Genomic DNA, 17769 nt, shown 5'->3' on the forward strand with positions numbered 1-17769 from the left:
CCATGATCAGCCTGTTTAAATCCCCCACCCTGCCCGTGGCTGTGCTTGCCCTCGGCACCAGCCTGTCAGCCTGGGCAGCAAGCGACACGATGCAAGGCATGGATCACAGCCAGATGCCGGCAATAGACCACAGCCAGATGCAAGGCATGGACTCGATGCAGGGCATGGATTCCATGCAGGCCGCGCCCACCCGCAGCCGCACACCGATTCCCGAACTGACCGCCGCTGACCGCGCCGCCGTCTATGAAGACCACGGTGGCCATGCGGTGCATGACAGCGCCATCAACTCGTTCTTCCTGATCGACCAGTTGGAGTGGCAAGACGCCGATCACGGCAGCGCCCTTAGCTGGGATGCCTCCGGCTGGATCGGCGGCGACATCGACCGCTTGTGGCTGCGCTCCGAAGGCGAGCGCACCCATGGCAAGACCGAAGAAGCCGAATTCCAGGCCCTCTGGGGCCATGCCATCAGCCCTTGGTGGGATGTGGTGGCCGGCGTGCGCCAGGACTTCAAGCCAGGTGACTCACAGACCTGGGCAGCATTCGGCGTACAAGGCATGGCGCTGTACAACTTCGAAGCGGAGGCCACCGCCTTCATCGGTGAAGATGGCCAGAGCGCGGCGCGCCTGGAGGGCGACTACGACATCCTGCTGACCAATCGGCTGATTCTGCAGCCCACCGCCGAAGCCAACTTCTACGGCAAGAACGACCCGGACCGGGGCGTCGGCTCGGGGTTGTCCGACACCGAAGTGGGGCTGCGGCTGCGCTACGAAATCCGCCGCGAGTTCGCCCCCTACGTTGGCGTGACCTGGAACCGCGTCTACGGCAACACCGCCGACTACGCCCGGGACGAAGGTGAAGACCGCAGCGAGGCACGCCTGGTAGTGGGTGTGCGCCTGTGGTTCTGAGGCATCGGCCCTGCTCCATCAATCACTGGAAAACAAGCTGTAGGAGTCCTTGCATGTCATTCATCAAAACCGCTGTCATGGCCGCCGCGCTGTCCACCGGCCTGTTCGCCAGCGGCCTGGCCCAGGCCCATCCGAAACTGCTGTCCTCCACCCCCGCCGAAGGCGCTGAAGGGGCAGCGCCGACGAAGATCGAGCTGCATTTTTCCGAGAATCTTTTGACAAAATTTTCCGGCGCCAAGCTGATGATGACCGGGATGCCCGGCATGTCGGCGCACGCCCCCATGCCCATGCCGGCCAAGGTTTCCGGCAGCGATGATCCGAAAACCATGGTCATTACTCCCCATGCACCTCTCACCGCCGGCACCTACCAGGTGCAGTGGCGCGCGGTATCGTCAGACACGCACCCGATCACCGGCAATATCACGTTCAAGGTGAAGTGAGTTGACGAGCGACTCGATCAACATCGCGCTGCGCTTTGCCCTCTACCTGGATCTGATGTTGCTGTTCGGCCTGGCTGCGTTTGGCCTTTACAGCCTGCGAGGTCAGGAGCGGGCGTCAGGCGCGGTGTTGCCTTTCGCGTCGTTGCTGGCGACCACGGCCGTGCTTGGGATGTTGCTCTCCCTGGGCGCCATGGCGTGCATGACCTGGGCCATGAGCGGAGCTTCGGAGTGGGCGGAGCTGCGGCCGCACTTCGAAATGATGGTGCTGGAAACCGATGTCGGTCTGAGCTGGACGCTGCGCATGGCGGCGTTGTTGCTGGCCGGCTTCGCCGTGACGCTTGATAGCCGCTCGCCAACCGTCAGCCTGGTTCTGGCCATGCTGGGCGGAGCCGTGGCTCTGGCGACGCTGGCCTGGGCGGGGCACGGCGCCATGGACGAAGGCGCACGCCGGAGCTGGCATTTCATCAGCGACTTCCTGCACCTGTGGGCAGCGGGTGGATGGGTCGGTGCCTTGGCCGCCTTTGTCCTGTTGCTCCGGCAGGCCGAACCTCAATTGGCGGTGCTGGTCCGGACCTTGAGCGGATTTGCCACGGCCGGTGCGGTGATCGTGGCAGTCATCGCTGTGACAGGAGTCGCCAATTATCTGTTCATCGTCGGCCCGAACGTCGCGGGGCTGCTCGACAGCACCTATGGTCAGCTGCTGGTGCTGAAACTCGGCCTGTTCCTGGCCATGCTGGGGTTCGCCGCGCTGAACCGTTTTCACCTGGGCCCGCTGCTGGAACAGGCTCGACAGACCGGCGAGCACGACGTCGCGGTGGAAGCGTTGCGACGCAGCATGCTGCTGGAGCTTGGTGTGGCGGTGATCATCCTGGGACTGGTGGCGTGGTTGGGGACGTTAAGCCCGGGGATGGAATAGCTGGATACTCACTACATTGTGGCGAGGGGATTTATCCCCGCTGGGTTGCGAAGCGACCCCCAAGCCTGAGCACCGGTGTATCCAATAAAATCGCATGCTTGCTTTTCAGGTCTGCTTCGCAGCCCAGCGGGGATAAATCCCCTCGCCACAAATGCGCCGCACCTTCATCGATTTGATATCGCATTTGATTTTCCAATAGCCCCTGCCATTTTTCAGTTTGCTCATGGCAAGGCGCCCTGGCCTAAATGGAGCCTTATCCAGCCAAGGCCCCGTCATGGAAAACATCCAGATCTTGAGCACCCGCGCCGTCTGGCTGATGGTCAGCATCGTGCTCGTAGCGCTGAACCTGCGGCCCTCGATGGCCGCGGTCGGGCCGCTGCTATCAGCCATTCGCGGCGAGGTGCCCCTGAGTTTCAGCAGCGCTTCACTGCTGACCATGCTGCCTGTCATGGCGATGGGCGTGGCGATGTTCCTGGGCATGCGCATCGCCCTGCGCATCGGTGAACACCGTACCGTCGTCCTGTCGCTGCTGATCATTGGTATCGCCACGGCATCGCGCTTGTATCTGGACAGCGCCGCCGGCTTGGTCACCAGCGCGGTGGTGGCCGGGCTCGGAATCGCCTTGATCCAGGCCGTGATGCCAGCACTGATCAAGGCGCGCTTCGCCGACAGCGTCTCGCTGCTGATGGGCTTGTACGTCACCTCAATCATGGCCGGCGCGGCGCTTGCCGCCTCGTTTTCACCCTTTGTCCTGGCGCAGACCGGCAGTTGGCGAATCGGCCTGGCGATCTGGGCCTTGCTGGCGCTGGTCGCCTTGGGCTGCTGGTGCGCCCAACGCTCGAGCGTCACGCCCCTGCCCGAAGCCGCATCCCGGCGCCACCAAGCGTTTTCCGGCAACGCCCGGGCCTGGCTGCTGGCGATTTTTTTTGGCTTGGGCACCGCCTCCTATACCTGCGTACTGGCCTGGCTGGCACCGTATTACGTGGAAAAAGGCTGGAGCGAACAGCACGCCGGCCTGCTGCTGGGATTTCTCACGACGATGGAGGTGTTGTCCGGCCTCATCACTCCGGCGATCGCCAACCGCAGGCAGGACAAACGTAAAATCCTGATCGTTCTGCTGGTCATGATCATGGCCGGCTTCTGCGGCCTGATTCTCAATCCGGAGCGCCTCAGCCTGTTATGGCCGAGCCTGTTGGGGCTGGGTATCGGCGGGCTGTTCCCCATGAGCCTGATCGTCTCCCTCGATCATCTGGACAACCCACGCCGCGCCGGGGGGCTCACTGCATTCGTGCAGGGCATCGGCTACCTCATCGCCGGGCTGTCGCCGCTGATTGCCGGGATGATCCGCGACCGACTGGGGAGCTTCGAATGGGCCTGGTGGTCGCTCGTGGCGGTCACTGCGCTGATGATGGTCATGGTAGTGCGCCTGGACCCGAAACATTACGCAAAGCACATCCGCTAACGATTTCAGGTAGGAGATTTATAGGCCGAAGCTTTAGCTCTCGCTTCCTGGCGCTACTATACCTGCCAGGAATTTTACCTTGTAAGGGAGCTACGCCTTGTCCGTCAGACCTGACAGAACCTTCGCTGAAGTACTCAAGCACACCGTCAGACGCATTCTTTCCTATTGGACCCAGATCACAGTCACCTTAGGCCTGCTCGCAACAGGGCTAGGGTTCATCACACTGTATCTCTATACCCGCACGATTGGACGAATCGATCTATTCATGCCGTCCATTGATGTGAAGTCCGCACTGTTGGTCTGGGTCGTACTGGTTTTACTGCTGATGCTTTCGTACCTGTTCATCCTCGGAGCAACAACCTGGATGTTCGGCTGCTCGGTTTCGCTGTTTTCAAACCTGAAGGATAACCAGCCGAAGATCGTTTTTTATCTGGCAGTCCCCACCGTCGTAGGATTTAGCGCATTCATCCTGAGCACTTTCTTCCTGCCCACATTAAACGCATGGGCGACATTCACGGGGTTATTCGGGATCGTCTTCGTTGCGTGCGTTCTCATGTACGCATTCACGCCGTTCAAAAAAGTCATCAGGAAAAGCATCCTTGTCCAAGCCAGGTTGGATCGAGCCCGCCTGAAACGCCTGGCGCACCATCAGCAGATAAAGCAAAAAAAGCAGAAGCCGCAGAAAACAGCCGGCTTTGCGAAGACCTGGTTGCCAAAATGGCTTGCTGATTCGTGGCAGGCGCTGAAAAACAAGGCGACGCCAAAATGGCTATGGGTAACAGGACGATTGCGAGGGCTAATGTCGTGGATATGGGCTCGCAAAGAGTTCTGGCTGGTCACTCTTCTTTCGATCTCCATATTTGTCACCGTGATCTTCGCCGCTTTTCCAATCCTGTTGACGATACGTTCGTATATGGAGAGGGAAACACCGGACACCGTCCCCTACGTGGCGGGCCTGTCCTGGCTGACACTTATCTTCACCCTGCTGCCAGTCATCATCTTTTATTGTTCCAAGGGCGACATCTACAGGCGTACCTTCAATGGCCTGGTGGCAATGATCGTCGCCTTCTGTGCCTTCACAATGCTTTCGCCAGGCAGTCTGAGCCACATAACCTATATTGCGGCAGAAGGCTTGTCAGTCCGCCAAAAAACGGCAGAACGATATGCGTTGCCAGAAGACATGGAGCTGCAGGACCTGAGCGCCACCCTGTGGAAAACACGCCAGGTCGCAAAAAAAATAGAAGTCGAGGCGTTCCAGTTGTATTCCTTTGGGGATGTACTGCTGCTGTGCCCGAAAGACATGCTGGCGCTTGAACTCAAGGAGCTGAAAAACTACTCGAAGTTTTGTATCAGCACCCTCAACAGCAAAGTCGTACGAAAACCTCTGTTGCCGGCATTCGCCAGGAAAGCACCGACTGAATGGTCCTGTCGGGTGCCCTCATGGCAAATCCACGCAGGACGCTGGCTAGGTTGGGAAGTGCTGGTTCCAGGCATTCATCGCTCTGCCTGGGGCGAAAAGAAAGCGCCAGGTCAGGTCAGGTCAGGTCATGAGCGTATCGCTAACGCTACTCGTCGCAGAGCAGGCATGCGCCCGCTCCGCGACCGTCCAGCCGCAGCACCTGACTCCTCGCTTCTGCGCGAGGAGATACTTTATTCCAGGCAAAAAAAAATCCGGAAATCCTCACTTTCGTGGGCCTTCCAGACTTTTAAAACTACAAAAAATGGTGGGTCGTGTGGGATTCGAACCTACGACCAATTGGTTAAAAGCCAACTGCTCTACCAACTGAGCTAACGACCCTCTGTGTGGTGGCGCGTATAATACTGATTTCTAAGGACTATTCAACACTTATTTGAAATAAATCAAAAATAAGGGGTTGGATCGCTCACACCGGCGGCCGCAAAGCCTTCAGCACGCAGACGGCAGCTGTCGCACTTGCCACAAGCGCGGCCTTGATCGTCGGCCTGATAGCACGAGACGGTAAGGCCGTAGTCCACACCCAGCTTCACCCCCGCCTTGACGATGTCAGCCTTGCTGAGGTTTTGCAGCGGCGCCTGGATACGGAAGCCTTGCCCTTCTACACCGGCCTTGGTCGCCAGGTTGGCCATACGCTCGAAGGCTTCGACGAACTCCGGGCGGCAATCCGGATAACCGGAATAATCCACGGCATTGACACCAATGAAGATATCACGCGCCCCCAGTACTTCGGCCCAGCCCAACGCCAGGGACAGGAACACGGTATTGCGCGCCGGCACGTAGGTCACCGGAATCCCCTCGCTCGGCGCTTCGGGCACGTCGATGGAACTGTCGGTCAATGCCGAACCGCCGATGCCGTTGAGGTTCAGGCCGATCACCTTGTGTTCGATTACACCCAGGTCTCGTGCCACTCGCTCGGCAGCATGCAGTTCGGCACGGTGACGCTGACCGTAATCGAAGCTCATGGTGTAGCAGCGATAACCTTCGGCACGGGCCATCGCCACGACGGTCGCCGAGTCCAGGCCACCGGACAGCAGGATGACGGCACGTTTTTCAGAAGTGGTTGATTGTTCAGTCATGTCAGCGCCCCGGCTCGTCGTTCCAAAGATATTTATGCAGCTGCAATTGCAGGCGCACCGGCAAATTGTCCGCTACCACCCAATCGGCCAGGTCCCGGGCGTTCAGGTCGTGGTGACTCGGCGAAAACAATACCTCGCCGGCGCGCTGATCGAGCCCGTACTGGATCAGCTTGGACACCGCCCAGTCGTAATCTTCCCGCGAACAGATAACAAACTTGACCTGGTCGTTGGACGTCAACAGCGCCATGTTCTCGTAGCGGTTACGATGCGCCTCCTTCGAGCCAGGGGTCTTCAGGTCCACGACACGACTGACGCGCGGATCGACAGCCGAGATATCCAAGGCGCCGCTGGTCTCCAGCGAGACCTCATAGCCGGCATCGCACAGTCGCTTGAGCAAAGGGATGGCATTGGGTTGTGCCAATGGCTCACCGCCAGTGACGCAAACATAGCGCGGACGAAAACCTGCCACTTGTTCGACGAGGTCGTCGAGGGTGCGCAAGGTACCGCCGCTGAAGGCGTAAGCGCTGTCGCAGTATTGGCAACGCAGCGGGCAACCGGTGAGGCGCACAAAAACAGTGGGCAACCCGGCCGTGCGCGTTTCACCCTGCAACGAGTAAAAAACTTCGGTAATTCTCAATGTGTCTTGCATAGTCGCCACGGGCGTAACAGCTAAACAGGCTGTCCGCCTCCGTCAGGCACTTCAAGCAACCCCGCCAACGCGTAGATCCCAGGAAGCGTGTTTCAGAAAAAGGGCGTGAATTCTAACGAAAAAACCCGCGCCAGGCGCGGGTTTCTTCAAAACGGGTCAGACAGCCTTACATGCGTTGCAGATCGCGCTGGGCCAACTGAGCGGCGGAGGTACCTGGATATTGGGCTACCACCTGCTGCAGAATGCCTTTTACCTTGTCGGTATGACCGAGGCGGCGCTCGACATCAGCGAGCTTGTACAGCGAATCCGGTACCTTGGCATGCTTGGGATACAGCTGCGAGACCTTGGCGAACGCCTGGCCGGCGCCTTGCAGGTCGCCCTTGGCCAGGTTCACTTCGCCCAGCCAGTATTGGGCATTACCCGAATACTGGCTGTTGGGGTATTTACGCAGGAAAGCGCTGAAGGCCTGGCTGGCCTTGTCGAAATCCTTGGCTTTGATCAGGTCGAAGGCCGCATCGTAATAGAGCTTTTCCTTCGCCGGGTCAGCCGGCTCGCCACCGGCGGCAGGTGCTGCTGGGGCACTCGCCCCGGCCCCTGCGGCTGCACCGGGGGCGTTCAAGTCGCCACCGGCTGGAGAATTCTCAGGAGTCGCGGCAGGTGCAACGCCGGTTCCTATGCGCCGATCAAGATCCTGGTATCGCTCCAGGTTTTCCTGCTTCATGCGCGACACTTCGTTTTGCAGAACTTCTATCGCGCCTTGCTGGCGTGACAGTTGATCCTGCATTTGCTGCAGTTGGTTGAACAGCTCGCCCTGTGCCGAGACAGGGGCCGAAACCCCTCCCCCGGCATAGGCGCCGTTCGTACCGTAACCTGCAGGCGGATAACTGCTCCCGCTATTGTTATAGCCGGCATCATTATCGACCACAGGAACCGCAGCCCACGCCGCAAGCGGCGCGAGGCTGAGAGCCAGAACAGTTACAGCACGACGGCACGTTCGCATGACGAATTACTTACGCAGTTCGACGCGACGGTTTTGAGCCCAGGACTGCTCGTCGTTGCCGGTAGCAACTGGACGCTCTTCGCCGTAGGAAACCAGTTCCAGCTGAGCTGGGGAAACACCTTGCAGTACCAGGTAGCGCTGAACGGCTTTCGCACGACGCTCGCCCAGTGCCATGTTGTACTCACGAGTACCACGTTCGTCGGTGTTGCCTTCCAGAACAACGCGAGCGCCGTTTGCTTTCAGGTCTTTGGCGTGAACGTCCAGAGCGCGCATGGCTTCTGGCTTCAGGTCCGAGCTGTCGTATTCGAAGTAGAAGGTGGTGATTGCGCGCAGAGCAGCTTCTTCGCTCAGGGAGCCATCAACTGCACCAGTGTTAGCGCCGTAACCAGCGTTTGGATCAACAGCGCCTTCACCGGCGTTGTCGCCGCCTTTGGACGAGCAACCTACAGCTACAGCCATGGCCAGAGCCAGCGCAGCAAATTTACCAAACTTCAGCATTTCCATCGTGAAACTCCTAATGAACCCCAGTGTGTTAAGTAAAACGTATTGCGCCGCGTCAGTTCAGGTAAGGGGACCAGGACGGTTCTCTGACTTCGCCTTGAGCGGTAGGAAGCGGGAGCCTCACGCGTCCATTAATGGACACGAGCATCAAGACTCCCCGGCCCTGCTGGCGGGTGGCGTAGATTACCATGGTGCCGTTGGGCGCAACAGTAGGTGACTCGTCCAGAGTGCTATCAGTGAGGATTTTTACGCTACCGCGCTGCAAATCCTGGGCCGCCACCTTGAAATTGGTGAAACCGTCCTGGCGATGGATCATCACCAGAGTCTTTTCGTCCGCCGACAGTTTAGGGTTGGCGTTGTAGTTACCGACGAACGTCACGCGCTCGGCACCACCGCCACCGGCGCTGGTCTTGTAGATCTGCGGCTTGCCGCCACGGTCCGAGGTGAAGTAGATGGTCGAGCCATCCTTGCCCCAGAACGGTTCGGTGTTGATGCCCGGGCCGTTGGTCACGCGCGAGATCGAGCGTGAAGCCAGGTTCATCACGTAGATGTCCGGATTACCGTCCTTGGACAGCACGAACGCCAGCCGCGTACCGTCGGGCGACCAGGCAGGCGCGCCGTTCAGGCCCTCGAAGTTGGTGATCTGCTCGCGACGACCGGTGTCGATGTGTTGGACGAAGATGCGCGGGCGCTTCTGTTCGAACGACACATAGGCGATGCGCTTGCCATCGGGGGCGAAACGCGGCGACAGGATCGGCTCGCGCGATTGCAGCAGGGTCACCGCGCGGGCGCCGTCATAGTCGGAGCGCTGCAGGGTGTAGCGGGTATTTTTCTCGGAGAAGCGTTCGGCCGTCACGTAGAGCATGCGGGTCGAGAACGCGCCCTTGATGCCGGTAAGTTTCTCGAACGACTGGTCGGCGATGTAGTGGGACATGTCACGCAACTGGTCAACGCTGCCCGACACGCTGCCGGTCAGCACTTGCTGCTCGGTGGCGACGTTGAACAGGGCGTACTGCACCTGCAGGCGACCACCGGCCGGAACGATGCTGCCGACCATGATGTACTGGGCGCCAAGTGCCTTCCAGTCGCGGTAGATGACTTCGCTGGCCTGGGTCGGCAGGCTGATCATGTTCTGCTTGGGAATCGGCGCGTAGTAGCCCGAGTTGCGCAAGTCGTTGCCGATGATTTCCGCCATGTCGTCCGGCAGGACGCTGCCGCCCTGCCAACCGAACGGAACGACGGCGATCGGGGTCGCACGGTCGCTGCCGCTGGTGACCAGGATGTTCTTTTCCTCTGCTACCGCTATCCCTGCCAGGCAGCAGATAACGACAAGCATTGATCGAAGAAGGTTTCTCACAAGGCTAGATCCTCAGGTGTGAATGTCATCTTGAACGAACGATAGGGAGCAAAATCGCTCGGCTTCATTCCTTGCATTTCCGTCAATCGCCCAATGTTCTTGACCGCCGCGACCGCCGAAGCGTCGAACGGACCATCGCCACTGGACTTGGCCACGCTGACCGAGGTAACCGTACCGTCGGGCAACATGCCGATTTGCAATACTACCGTCATGCCTTTGCGCGCCGAAGGAGGACGAGCCCAGCCTTCCGCCGCCCGGGCGCGAATCAGATCGTCGAAGCTGCCGGCGACTTCATCGCCCTGCTCGTCGGCCAAGGCCTGCTGACGCTCAGGCGTGTCGGAAAGCAAATCTGCCAGGGCCTGGGCCTTTTTCTCTTCGGCGGATTTACGCGCTGCGTCCTGGGCCTTCTTCTTGGCGGCGTCGGCGGCGGCTTTCTTCTTCGCGTCTTCGGCGACTTTCTTTTTCGCCTCTTCAGCTTCAGCTTTCTTCTTGGCGTCTTCGGCCGCTTTTTTCTTCGCGTCCTCGACAATCTTTTTCTTCGCTTCTTCAGCGGCCGCTTTCTTGGCCTCTTCTTCAGCGGCTTTCTTGGCTTCTTCTTCGGCTTTCTTCTTGGCTATATCAGCCAATTGTTTCTCTTCTGCCTTTTTCGCTTCGGCGGTTTTCTTCGCCTCGTCGGCCTTTTTGGCCTCGTCCGCTTTTTTCGCCTCATCGGCCTTCTTGGCTTCTTCGGCCTTTTGAGCAGCTTCCTCTTTCTTTTGTTCCGCTGCTCTCACCGCTTCCTGCTCGACCTTCTTCTGCTCCATCTGCTCGACTTCGGTCTGGCGCGCGGCAGACTTCTTCGCCTCGCCGGCCAGCTTCTGGTTGGTCTGCGTGGTGGCCTGGCTTTTCGATTTGAGCTGGTACAGGGTCGCCTGCACGATCGGCTTGGCCGGCGGCAGCTCCGGCGTCATGGCAAAACTGACGAACAGCATGCCGAACACCAGCACATGCAGGCCGATTGCCAGGACACTAGGCCAGAAGTAGCTTTCCGAGGCGGACGGCTCTCGCTGTTGCTGCATCAGGGCGCCTCGGTGATCAAGCCAACATTACCGACCCCGGCTTTCTGCAGGCCGCCCATGGCGCCCATCACCGCACCGTAGTCGACGGTCTTGTCGCCGCGAATGAAGACCTGGGTGCGCTTGCCGTTGCTGTTGCCGGCATTGATGATCTTGGTCACCGCATCGGTCATCTGCGGCAGGGTCATGGCCCGGTCCTGCTGCTTCTCGGTGTCGACTTCGCTGCCAAGGTTCCAGTAATAGGTCTTGTCGGCCTTGATCGAAATGGTCAGGACCTGGGTGTTGTTGTCCTGCGGCAAGGCTTCGCTGGAAACCTTGGGCAGATCGACCTTCACGCCCTGATTGAGCATCGGCGCGGTCACCATGAAGATGACCAGCAGCACCAGCATCACGTCGATGTAGGGCACCACGTTCATCTCGGCAACCGGCTTGCGCTTGTTTCGGGCTCGAGCGATTAAAGCCATCGGGAAATACCTGCTTATTCTTCGCTGGTGTGCACTTTGCGGTGCAGGATCGCCTGGAATTCATCGGCGAAGGTGTAGTAACGGCTGGTCAGCGTTTCGCTGCGAGCCGCGAAGCGGTTGTAGGCGATCACGGCCGGAATCGCCGCGAACAGGCCGATGGCCGTGGCGATCAGCGCCTCGGCGATACCCGGGGCGACGGTGGCCAGCGTCGCCTGCTGGGCGGAAGCCAGGCCACGGAACGAGTTCATGATCCCCCACACGGTACCGAACAGGCCGATGTACGGACTGACCGAACCGACGGTAGCCAGGTACGGCAGGCCCTGTTCGAGTTTTTCTTCCTCGCGGGATATGGCGACGCGCATAGCGCGGGCCACACCTTCCATCACCGCTTCAGGGTCGACGCCCGGCTGCTGGCGCAGACGGGAGAATTCCTTGAAGCCGGCACGGAAGATCTGCTCGACGCCGGAATCCGGGTCCGGGTTGCTGCCGGCCTGGCGATAGAGCTTGGACAGGTCAATGCCGGACCAGAAGCGCTCTTCGAAGCTCTCCAGGGCACGGCGACCGGCACGCAGCATGTTGCTGCGCTGAAAAATCATGATCCATGAGGTCACCGATGCGGCTACCAGGATCAGCATTACCAGTTGCACCACGACGCTGGCATTGCTGACCAGGCTCCACATGGAGGAATGGTCGACGACGTTAGCTTCCACGCTTTATCTCCTGCTCTGAGTGTGTACCCGCGCCGCTCACGCCGGCAAAGGCCGCGCGTAGAGCTTCGGGAATGGCCCGGGGTTTCAAACTATGGGTGCGCACACAGGCCACCAAAAACTGCCCTTCGCAGAGCAGCACATTATCCGCAGCCCGCCTGACCTGCTGCTTGAAGCGCAGGCTGACGCGGTTCAATTCGATGACATCGGCAGTCACCACCAGCTCGTCGTCCAGTCGCGCCGGCGCGTGATAGCGCGCTTCGCTGGAATGCACGACGAATAACAGATCCTCCCCTGCCAGCGCGGATTGGGCAAAACCCAGTTCCCGCAGCCGTTCGGTTCGAGCCCGTTCCATAAACTTGAGGTAATTGACGTAGTAAACGATGCCGCCGGCATCGGTGTCCTCGTAATAAACGCGACAGCGATGTGCGAACGACTCAAGCCCGTTTTGCGCGCGCATACTCTAGTGCTTACTCCTCGGGTTGCCAATCCGGCCAGGCAACTGTTTTTTCATTCTTGAACGCATTGACGCTCCAGGCGTGGTCTGGGACAGCACGAAGCGGAAAAAAGTCGGGATACAGAGCGGGTTCAATCGTCCACCGCATCGAGAAATTCGTCTACCACCGGCATCTCACCCATTCGTGTCGGGATGTTTAAGCCGAAGTGCAGATAAGCATGACGGGTCACCACGCGTCCGCGAGGCGTGCGCATGATATAGCCCTGCTGGATCAGGTACGGCTCCAGCACGTCCTCGATGGTGTGGCGCTCTTCGCTGATGGCGGCCGCCAGGCTGTCCACGCCCACCGGGCCACCGTCGAATTTCTCGATCATGGTCAGCAGCAGGCGCCGGTCCTGATGGTCGAAGCCGCGCTCGTCGATGTCCAGCAGGTTCAAGGCCAGGTCGGCGATCGGCTTGGTGATGTGCCCCTTGGCCCGCACTTCGGCAAAGTCGCGGACCCGACGCAGGAGGCGGTTGGCGATCCGCGGCGTCCCCCGCGCCCGACGAGCGATCTCATAGGCGCCGTCAGGGTCCAGGGGCAGCCCGAGGATGCCCGCCGAGCGGCTGACAATCGTCGCCAGGTCGGCGTTGTTGTAGAACTCCAGGCGCTGGACGATACCGAACCGGTCGCGCAGCGGGTTGGTCAGCATCCCGGCGCGGGTGGTGGCACCCACCAAGGTAAAGGGCGGCAGGTCCAGCTTGATGGAGCGCGCCGCCGGTCCTTCGCCGATCATGATGTCGAGCTGGAAATCCTCCATGGCCGGGTACAACACTTCCTCGACGATCGGCGACAGCCGGTGGATTTCGTCGATGAACAGCACATCATGCGGCTCAAGATTGGTCAGCAGCGCCGCCAGGTCACCTGGCCGTTCGAGGACCGGGCCGGACGTGCTCTTGATCGACACGCCCATTTCCTGGGCAATGATATTGGCCAGGGTGGTCTTGCCCAGGCCCGGCGGGCCGAAGATAAGTGTGTGGTCCAGCGACTCGCTGCGCCCGCGTGCCGCCTGGATGAACAGCTCCATCTGCTCGCGCACGGTTGGCTGGCCAATGTAATCGGCGAGGCTGACGGGACGAATCGCACGGTCCTGGATTTCCTCGCGGTCACGGGGCGCGCCCGTGGCGGCGATCAGACGATCGGCTTCAATCACTTAAATCATTCCCTTCAGGGCGCGGCGAATCATGTCTTCGGTACTCAAGCCTTTTTCCTTGATCGCGGAGATCGCCTTGCTGGCTTCCTGCGGCTTGTAGCCCAGGGAAATCAGCGCGGTGACCGCATCGTTTTCAGCGCTGACCGCCGGCATCGGCGCATTCGGCTGGTTCGGCACCAGGGCGAACATCGCCGGCACCGTTTCCCAGGCCTTGAAGCGATCCTTGAGCTCGACCAACAGGCGCTCGGCGGTTTTCTTGCCAACCCCCGGCACCTTGGTCAGGGCCGAGGTGTCCTGGGACTGCACGCAACGAATCAGTTCATCGACTTCCAGGCTGGACATCAAGGCCAGGGCCAGCTTCGGGCCGACGCCATTGAGCCGGATCAGCTCGCGAAAGAAATCCCGCTCGCGCTTGGCGAAGAAACCATAGAGTAACTGTGCATCTTCACGCACGACCAGATGAGTGTGAAGCGTCAGCGGCTCACCGACCGACGGCAAGCGATACAGGGTGGTCATGGGCACTTCCAGCTCATAGCCGAGGCCGTTTACATCCAGAATCAGGTGCGGCGGCTGTTTTTCAGCCAGGGTGCCGCGCAAGCGTCCAATCACGTTTCAGATCCTTGGGCGTTGGCCAGCCGCTGGCTGGCGAATAACAGCCCAGGCAGGAAGGCCGACGACACAGGCGCAACTTGCATGGGCTCATGAATGAATGCGCTGATGCTATCAGAGACGCAGGCGCCCGCCACGACTGCGTGCGCTTCCCAGACCATGAGGCAGCAGGCTGGAACGGGTATGCGCATGGCAAATGGCGATGGCCAGGGCGTCGGAGGCGTCGATCTGCGGCTTGCTGACCAGTTTCAACAGGTGCATCACCATCATCTGCACCTGTTCCTTGTTTGCCGCGCCGGTGCCGACCACAGCCTGCTTGACCTGGGTCGCGGTGTATTCGGCGATCTCGAGGTTTTCCTCGGCGCCGGCCACAATGGCCGCGCCGCGGGCCTGCCCCAGCTTCAGGGCGGAATCGGCGTTGCGGGCCATGAAGACCTTTTCGATGCCCATGGTCACCGGGCCGTAGGTCTGGATGACTTCGCGCACGCCGCGATAAACGATCTGCAAGCGCTCGTGCAACTCGCCCGCACCGGTGCGGATACAGCCGGAAGCAACGTACACGCAGCCACGCCCGGTATCGCGAACCACGCCGTAGCCGGTGATGCGCGAACCGGGGTCGATACCAAGGATTAAAGTCATAACGCCTGCGAAAGGTAATGCGGTTGCAAAAGGATACAGCTCATCAAAGGCTTTCAGCGAATCCGTGGCGAGGGAGCTTGCTCCCGCTTGAGTGCGAAGCGCTCACAAAAAAGGTCTGCTGCGCAGCCCAGCGGGAGCAAGCTCCCTCGCCACGATGATTTCAAACAACCCTCATGCAGCATTACACCTGTCAGCCCAGCTGCTCAGCCACCGACTCCGGGATATCGGCGTTGGAATAAACGTTCTGCACATCGTCCAGGTCTTCAAGCATGTCGATCAGCTTGAGCACCTTCTCGGCGCCTTCCAGGTCGAGCTCGGCACTGGTGGTCGGCTGCATGACGATTTCCGCGTCGACCGGCTTGAAACCGGCAGCTTCGAGGGCATTACGCACGGCATAGAAGCTGGCGAACGAGGTGAACACGTCGAACGAACCGTCTTCGTGGCTGACCACGTCATCGGCATCGGCTTCCAGCGCCGCTTCGGTCAGCGCATCTTCATCGATGCCTGGCGCGAAGCTGATCTGCCCCTTGCGCTCGAACAGATAAGCCACCGAACCGTCGGTCCCCAGGTTGCCACCGCATTTGCTGAACGCATGGCGCACGGCCGCAGCGGTGCGGTTGCGGTTGTCGGTCATGCACTCGACCATGACCGCCACGCCGCCCGGGCCGTAGCCTTCATAGGTCAGCTCTTCGACGTTATCGGCCTCGGTGGCGCCCGCGCCACGGGCAATGGCCCGGTCGATGATGTCGCGGCTCATGTTCGCGCCCAGCGCCTTGTCCAACGCGAGGCGCAAGCGCGGATTGGAACCCGGATCGCCACCGCCCTGGCGGGCCGCGACCGTCAGCTCACGGATCCACTTGGTAAAGATCTTGCCCCTCTTGGCATCCTGACGTTCTTTGCGGTGCTTGATGTTCGCCCACTTGGAATGACCTGCCATAACTCGCTCCGGTTTTCTTTGAAACATTGCCCGCCCCGCTTGCGCGGCAGCCAGCAATCGGAAATATCGACCCCAATGAAAAGGCGCATCCGAAGATGCGCCCTCAGGTGCCGGCCTTACTCAGCCTTTGGCTGTTCACGCAAACGGATATGCAACTCGCGCAGCGCCTTGGCATCCACCACGCCCGGAGCCTGGGTCATGACATCGGCCGCGCTCTGGGTTTTCGGGAATGCGATCACTTCGCGGATCGACTGGGCGCCGGTCATCAGCATCACCAGGCGATCCAGGCCGAAGGCCAGGCCACCGTGGGGCGGCGCACCGTACTTCAGAGCGTCCAGCAGGAAGCCGAATTTCTCTTCCTGCTCGGCTTCACTGATACCCAGCAGACGGAACACTGCCTGTTGCATTTCCTTGCGATGGATACGGATCGAACCGCCGCCCAGCTCGGTGCCGTTGAGGACCATGTCGTAGGCGCGGGACAGTGCGCCGGCCGGGTTGGCCTCCAACTCTTCAGGCGAGCACTTCGGCGCGGTGAACGGGTGGTGCAAGGCAGAGAAGCTGCCGTCGTCGTTTTCCTCGAACATCGGGAAGTCGACGACCCACATCGGCGCCCACTCGCAAGTCAGCAGTTTCAGGTCGTGACCCAGCTTGATGCGCAGCGCGCCCAGGGCTTCGCTGACGATCTTGGCCTTGTCGGCGCCAAAGAACACGATGTCGCCATCGACCGCGCCCACGCGATCGAGGATCACGTTGAGGTTGGCTTCCGGGATGTTCTTGACGATCGGCGACTGCAGGCCGTCGATACCGGCGGCGCGCTCGTTGACCTTGATGTACGCCAGGCCCTTGGCACCGTAGATGCCAACGAACTTGGTGTAATCGTCGATCTGCTTGCGCGGCATACTGGCGCCGCCTGGAACGCGCAGGGCGGCGATACGGCATTTCGGATCGTTGGCCGGACCACTGAAGACCTTGAATTCGACTTCCTTGAGCTGGTCCGCGACGTCCACCAGTTCCAGCGGGTTGCGCAGGTCAGGCTTGTCGGAACCGTAGCGACGCATGGCCTCTTCGAAGGTCATGTGCGGGAATTCGCCGAACTCAAGACCCAGCACTTCCCGGAACAGGTTGCGGATCATGCCCTCGGTCAGGCCCATGATGTCTTTTTCGTCGAGGAAGCTGGTCTCGATGTCGATCTGGGTGAATTCAGGCTGCCGGTCGGCACGCAGGTCTTCATCGCGGAAGCACTTGGCGATCTGGTAGTAGCGGTCGAACCCGGCCACCATCAGCAACTGCTTGAACAGCTGTGGCGATTGCGGCAAGGCGAAGAAGCTGCCGGGGTGGGTACGGCTCGGCACCAGGTAGTCGCGGGCGCCTTCCGGCGTGGCGCGGGTCAGGATCGGCGTCTCGACGTCGAGGAAGCCGTTCTCGTCCAGGTAGCGACGGATGCTGGTGGTCATGCGCGAACGCAGGCGCAGCTTCTCGGCCATTTCCGGGCGACGCAGGTCGATGAAACGATAGCGCAGGCGGGTTTCCTCGCCTACGTCGGAATATTCGTTGAGCGGGAACGGCGGGGTTTCCGCTTCGTTCAGCACTTCCAGCTCGTAGCCGAGCACTTCGATCATGCCGGACGCCATGTTGGCGTTGCCGGCGCCGGCCGGACGCAGGCGCACCTTACCGGTGATCTTGACCACGTATTCACTGCGCACGCGGTCGGCGGTGGCGAAGGTTTCCGCGCGGTCGGGGTCGAACACTACCTGGGCCAGGCCTTCACGATCACGGATATCGAGGAAAATCACCCCGCCATGGTCACGGCGACGATGAACCCATCCGCAAAGAGTAACTTCCTGACCTTCCAGGCTTTCGTTCAGTTGGCCGCAATAATGGCTGCGCATCATGGTAGTGGTTTCACTTCTCGTAATTCGAAATTC

General features: G+C 60.3%; 18 protein-coding genes and 1 tRNA gene. 4 read left to right on the top strand and 15 right to left on the bottom strand.

Annotated elements, in window-relative coordinates; all coding sequences use genetic code 11:
- Positions 1-2 precede the first annotated feature (2 nt).
- The 4 genes from PSH78_RS20625 to PSH78_RS20640 all read left to right on the top strand — a co-directional run bounded on the left by PSH78_RS20625 (position 3) and on the right by PSH78_RS20640 (position 3723).
- Positions 3-905 (top strand): copper resistance protein B, encoded by a 903-nt coding sequence (locus tag PSH78_RS20625; protein ID WP_305496385.1) that lies wholly within the window; start codon positions 3-5, stop codon positions 903-905.
- Positions 906-958: 53 nt separating this feature from the next.
- Entirely contained in the window at positions 959-1345 is a 387-nt protein-coding gene (gene copC / locus PSH78_RS20630) for a copper homeostasis periplasmic binding protein CopC (protein ID WP_305496387.1), read from the top strand.
- A gap of 55 nt (positions 1346-1400) precedes the next feature.
- Complete coding sequence (gene copD, locus PSH78_RS20635) at positions 1401-2261, top strand: copper homeostasis membrane protein CopD (RefSeq protein WP_305501339.1); 861 nt, start codon at positions 1401-1403, stop codon at positions 2259-2261.
- Positions 2262-2535: 274 nt separating this feature from the next.
- Positions 2536-3723, top strand: a complete 1188-nt coding sequence (locus tag PSH78_RS20640; protein ID WP_305496389.1) for a cyanate transporter — start codon at positions 2536-2538, stop codon at positions 3721-3723.
- Positions 3724-5445: 1722 nt separating this feature from the next.
- On the opposite strand, the gene PSH78_RS20645 is transcribed toward PSH78_RS20640, so the two are convergent.
- From PSH78_RS20645 to aspS, 15 genes are all read right to left on the bottom strand, one after another.
- Positions 5446-5521, bottom strand: a tRNA-Lys gene (locus PSH78_RS20645).
- Positions 5522-5583: 62 nt separating this feature from the next.
- Positions 5584-6276, bottom strand: a complete 693-nt coding sequence (gene queC, locus PSH78_RS20650; protein ID WP_305496390.1) for a 7-cyano-7-deazaguanine synthase QueC — start codon at positions 6274-6276, stop codon at positions 5584-5586.
- A gap of 1 nt (position 6277) precedes the next feature.
- Positions 6278-6925, bottom strand: a complete 648-nt coding sequence (gene queE / locus PSH78_RS20655; RefSeq protein WP_305496393.1) for a 7-carboxy-7-deazaguanine synthase QueE — start codon at positions 6923-6925, stop codon at positions 6278-6280.
- 166 nt (positions 6926-7091) lie between these two features.
- Positions 7092-7925: a tol-pal system protein YbgF gene (gene ybgF / locus PSH78_RS20660; protein ID WP_305496394.1), complete on the bottom strand. Its 834-nt coding sequence runs from the start codon at positions 7923-7925 to the stop codon at positions 7092-7094.
- A 6-nt stretch (positions 7926-7931) separates the two neighbouring features.
- Positions 7932-8429, bottom strand: a complete 498-nt coding sequence (gene pal / locus PSH78_RS20665) for a peptidoglycan-associated lipoprotein Pal (protein WP_003178634.1) — start codon at positions 8427-8429, stop codon at positions 7932-7934.
- A gap of 52 nt (positions 8430-8481) precedes the next feature.
- On the bottom strand, positions 8482-9783 hold the full coding sequence (tolB, locus tag PSH78_RS20670; RefSeq protein WP_370870988.1) for a Tol-Pal system beta propeller repeat protein TolB: 1302 nt from the start codon (positions 9781-9783) through the stop codon (positions 8482-8484).
- A complete protein-coding gene (gene tolA, locus PSH78_RS20675; RefSeq protein WP_305496397.1) occupies positions 9780-10841 on the bottom strand; it encodes a cell envelope integrity protein TolA in 1062 nt (353 codons plus the stop codon). Before tolA ends, tolB begins: the two co-directional genes overlap by 4 nt.
- The gene (gene tolR, locus PSH78_RS20680; protein ID WP_162254906.1) at positions 10841-11293 is read right to left on the bottom strand and encodes a protein TolR; all 453 of its coding nucleotides are present in this window, start codon (positions 11291-11293) and stop codon (positions 10841-10843) included. Before tolR ends, tolA begins: the two co-directional genes overlap by 1 nt.
- Positions 11294-11316: 23 nt before the next feature.
- Complete coding sequence (gene tolQ / locus PSH78_RS20685; RefSeq protein ID WP_305496399.1) at positions 11317-12012, bottom strand: protein TolQ; 696 nt, start codon at positions 12010-12012, stop codon at positions 11317-11319.
- Positions 12002-12469 carry a tol-pal system-associated acyl-CoA thioesterase gene (gene ybgC, locus PSH78_RS20690; RefSeq protein ID WP_030140799.1) on the bottom strand — a complete coding sequence of 156 codons (468 nt, stop codon included), beginning with the start codon at positions 12467-12469 and terminating at the stop codon, positions 12002-12004. The genes tolQ and ybgC overlap by 11 nt, the downstream gene beginning before the upstream one ends.
- 128 nt (positions 12470-12597) lie before the next feature.
- Positions 12598-13659: a Holliday junction branch migration DNA helicase RuvB gene (gene ruvB / locus PSH78_RS20695; protein WP_003178599.1), complete on the bottom strand. Its 1062-nt coding sequence runs from the start codon at positions 13657-13659 to the stop codon at positions 12598-12600.
- On the bottom strand, positions 13660-14268 hold the full coding sequence (ruvA, locus tag PSH78_RS20700) for a Holliday junction branch migration protein RuvA (protein WP_305496402.1): 609 nt from the start codon (positions 14266-14268) through the stop codon (positions 13660-13662). It abuts the gene before it with no gap.
- A 114-nt stretch (positions 14269-14382) separates the two neighbouring features.
- Positions 14383-14907, bottom strand: coding sequence for a crossover junction endodeoxyribonuclease RuvC (gene ruvC, locus PSH78_RS20705; RefSeq protein WP_305496403.1), 525 nt, complete (start codon positions 14905-14907; stop codon positions 14383-14385).
- 190 nt (positions 14908-15097) lie between these two features.
- Positions 15098-15844 (bottom strand): YebC/PmpR family DNA-binding transcriptional regulator, encoded by a 747-nt coding sequence (locus tag PSH78_RS20710; protein WP_305496404.1) that lies wholly within the window; start codon positions 15842-15844, stop codon positions 15098-15100.
- Positions 15845-15960: 116 nt separating this feature from the next.
- Positions 15961-17736: an aspartate--tRNA ligase gene (gene aspS / locus PSH78_RS20715; protein ID WP_305496406.1), complete on the bottom strand. Its 1776-nt coding sequence runs from the start codon at positions 17734-17736 to the stop codon at positions 15961-15963.
- Positions 17737-17769 lie beyond the last annotated feature (33 nt).

The sequence above is a fragment of the Pseudomonas sp. FP198 genome (assembly GCF_030687895.1).
Taxonomy (GTDB): domain Bacteria; phylum Pseudomonadota; class Gammaproteobacteria; order Pseudomonadales; family Pseudomonadaceae; genus Aquipseudomonas.

What these genes read in the sequence shown, in the direction of transcription:
- queE (WP_305496393.1), bottom strand. Translation starts at nt 6,925, where the DNA reads ATGCAAGACACATTGAGAATTACCGAAGTTTTTTACTCGTTGCAGGGT.
- ruvC (WP_305496403.1), bottom strand. Translation starts at nt 14,907, where the DNA reads ATGACTTTAATCCTTGGTATCGACCCCGGTTCGCGCATCACCGGCTAC.
- copC (WP_305496387.1), top strand. Translation starts at nt 959, where the DNA reads ATGTCATTCATCAAAACCGCTGTCATGGCCGCCGCGCTGTCCACCGGC.
- PSH78_RS20710 (WP_305496404.1), bottom strand. Translation starts at nt 15,844, where the DNA reads ATGGCAGGTCATTCCAAGTGGGCGAACATCAAGCACCGCAAAGAACGT.
- ybgF (WP_305496394.1), bottom strand. Translation starts at nt 7,925, where the DNA reads ATGCGAACGTGCCGTCGTGCTGTAACTGTTCTGGCTCTCAGCCTCGCG.
- queC (WP_305496390.1), bottom strand. Translation starts at nt 6,276, where the DNA reads ATGACTGAACAATCAACCACTTCTGAAAAACGTGCCGTCATCCTGCTG.
- pal (WP_003178634.1), bottom strand. Translation starts at nt 8,429, where the DNA reads ATGGAAATGCTGAAGTTTGGTAAATTTGCTGCGCTGGCTCTGGCCATG.
- PSH78_RS20640 (WP_305496389.1), top strand. Translation starts at nt 2,536, where the DNA reads ATGGAAAACATCCAGATCTTGAGCACCCGCGCCGTCTGGCTGATGGTC.
- aspS (WP_305496406.1), bottom strand. Translation starts at nt 17,736, where the DNA reads ATGATGCGCAGCCATTATTGCGGCCAACTGAACGAAAGCCTGGAAGGT.
- copD (WP_305501339.1), top strand. Translation starts at nt 1,401, where the DNA reads ATGTTGCTGTTCGGCCTGGCTGCGTTTGGCCTTTACAGCCTGCGAGGT.
- PSH78_RS20625 (WP_305496385.1), top strand. Translation starts at nt 3, where the DNA reads ATGATCAGCCTGTTTAAATCCCCCACCCTGCCCGTGGCTGTGCTTGCC.
- tolA (WP_305496397.1), bottom strand. Translation starts at nt 10,841, where the DNA reads ATGCAGCAACAGCGAGAGCCGTCCGCCTCGGAAAGCTACTTCTGGCCT.
- ybgC (WP_030140799.1), bottom strand. Translation starts at nt 12,469, where the DNA reads ATGCGCGCGCAAAACGGGCTTGAGTCGTTCGCACATCGCTGTCGCGTT.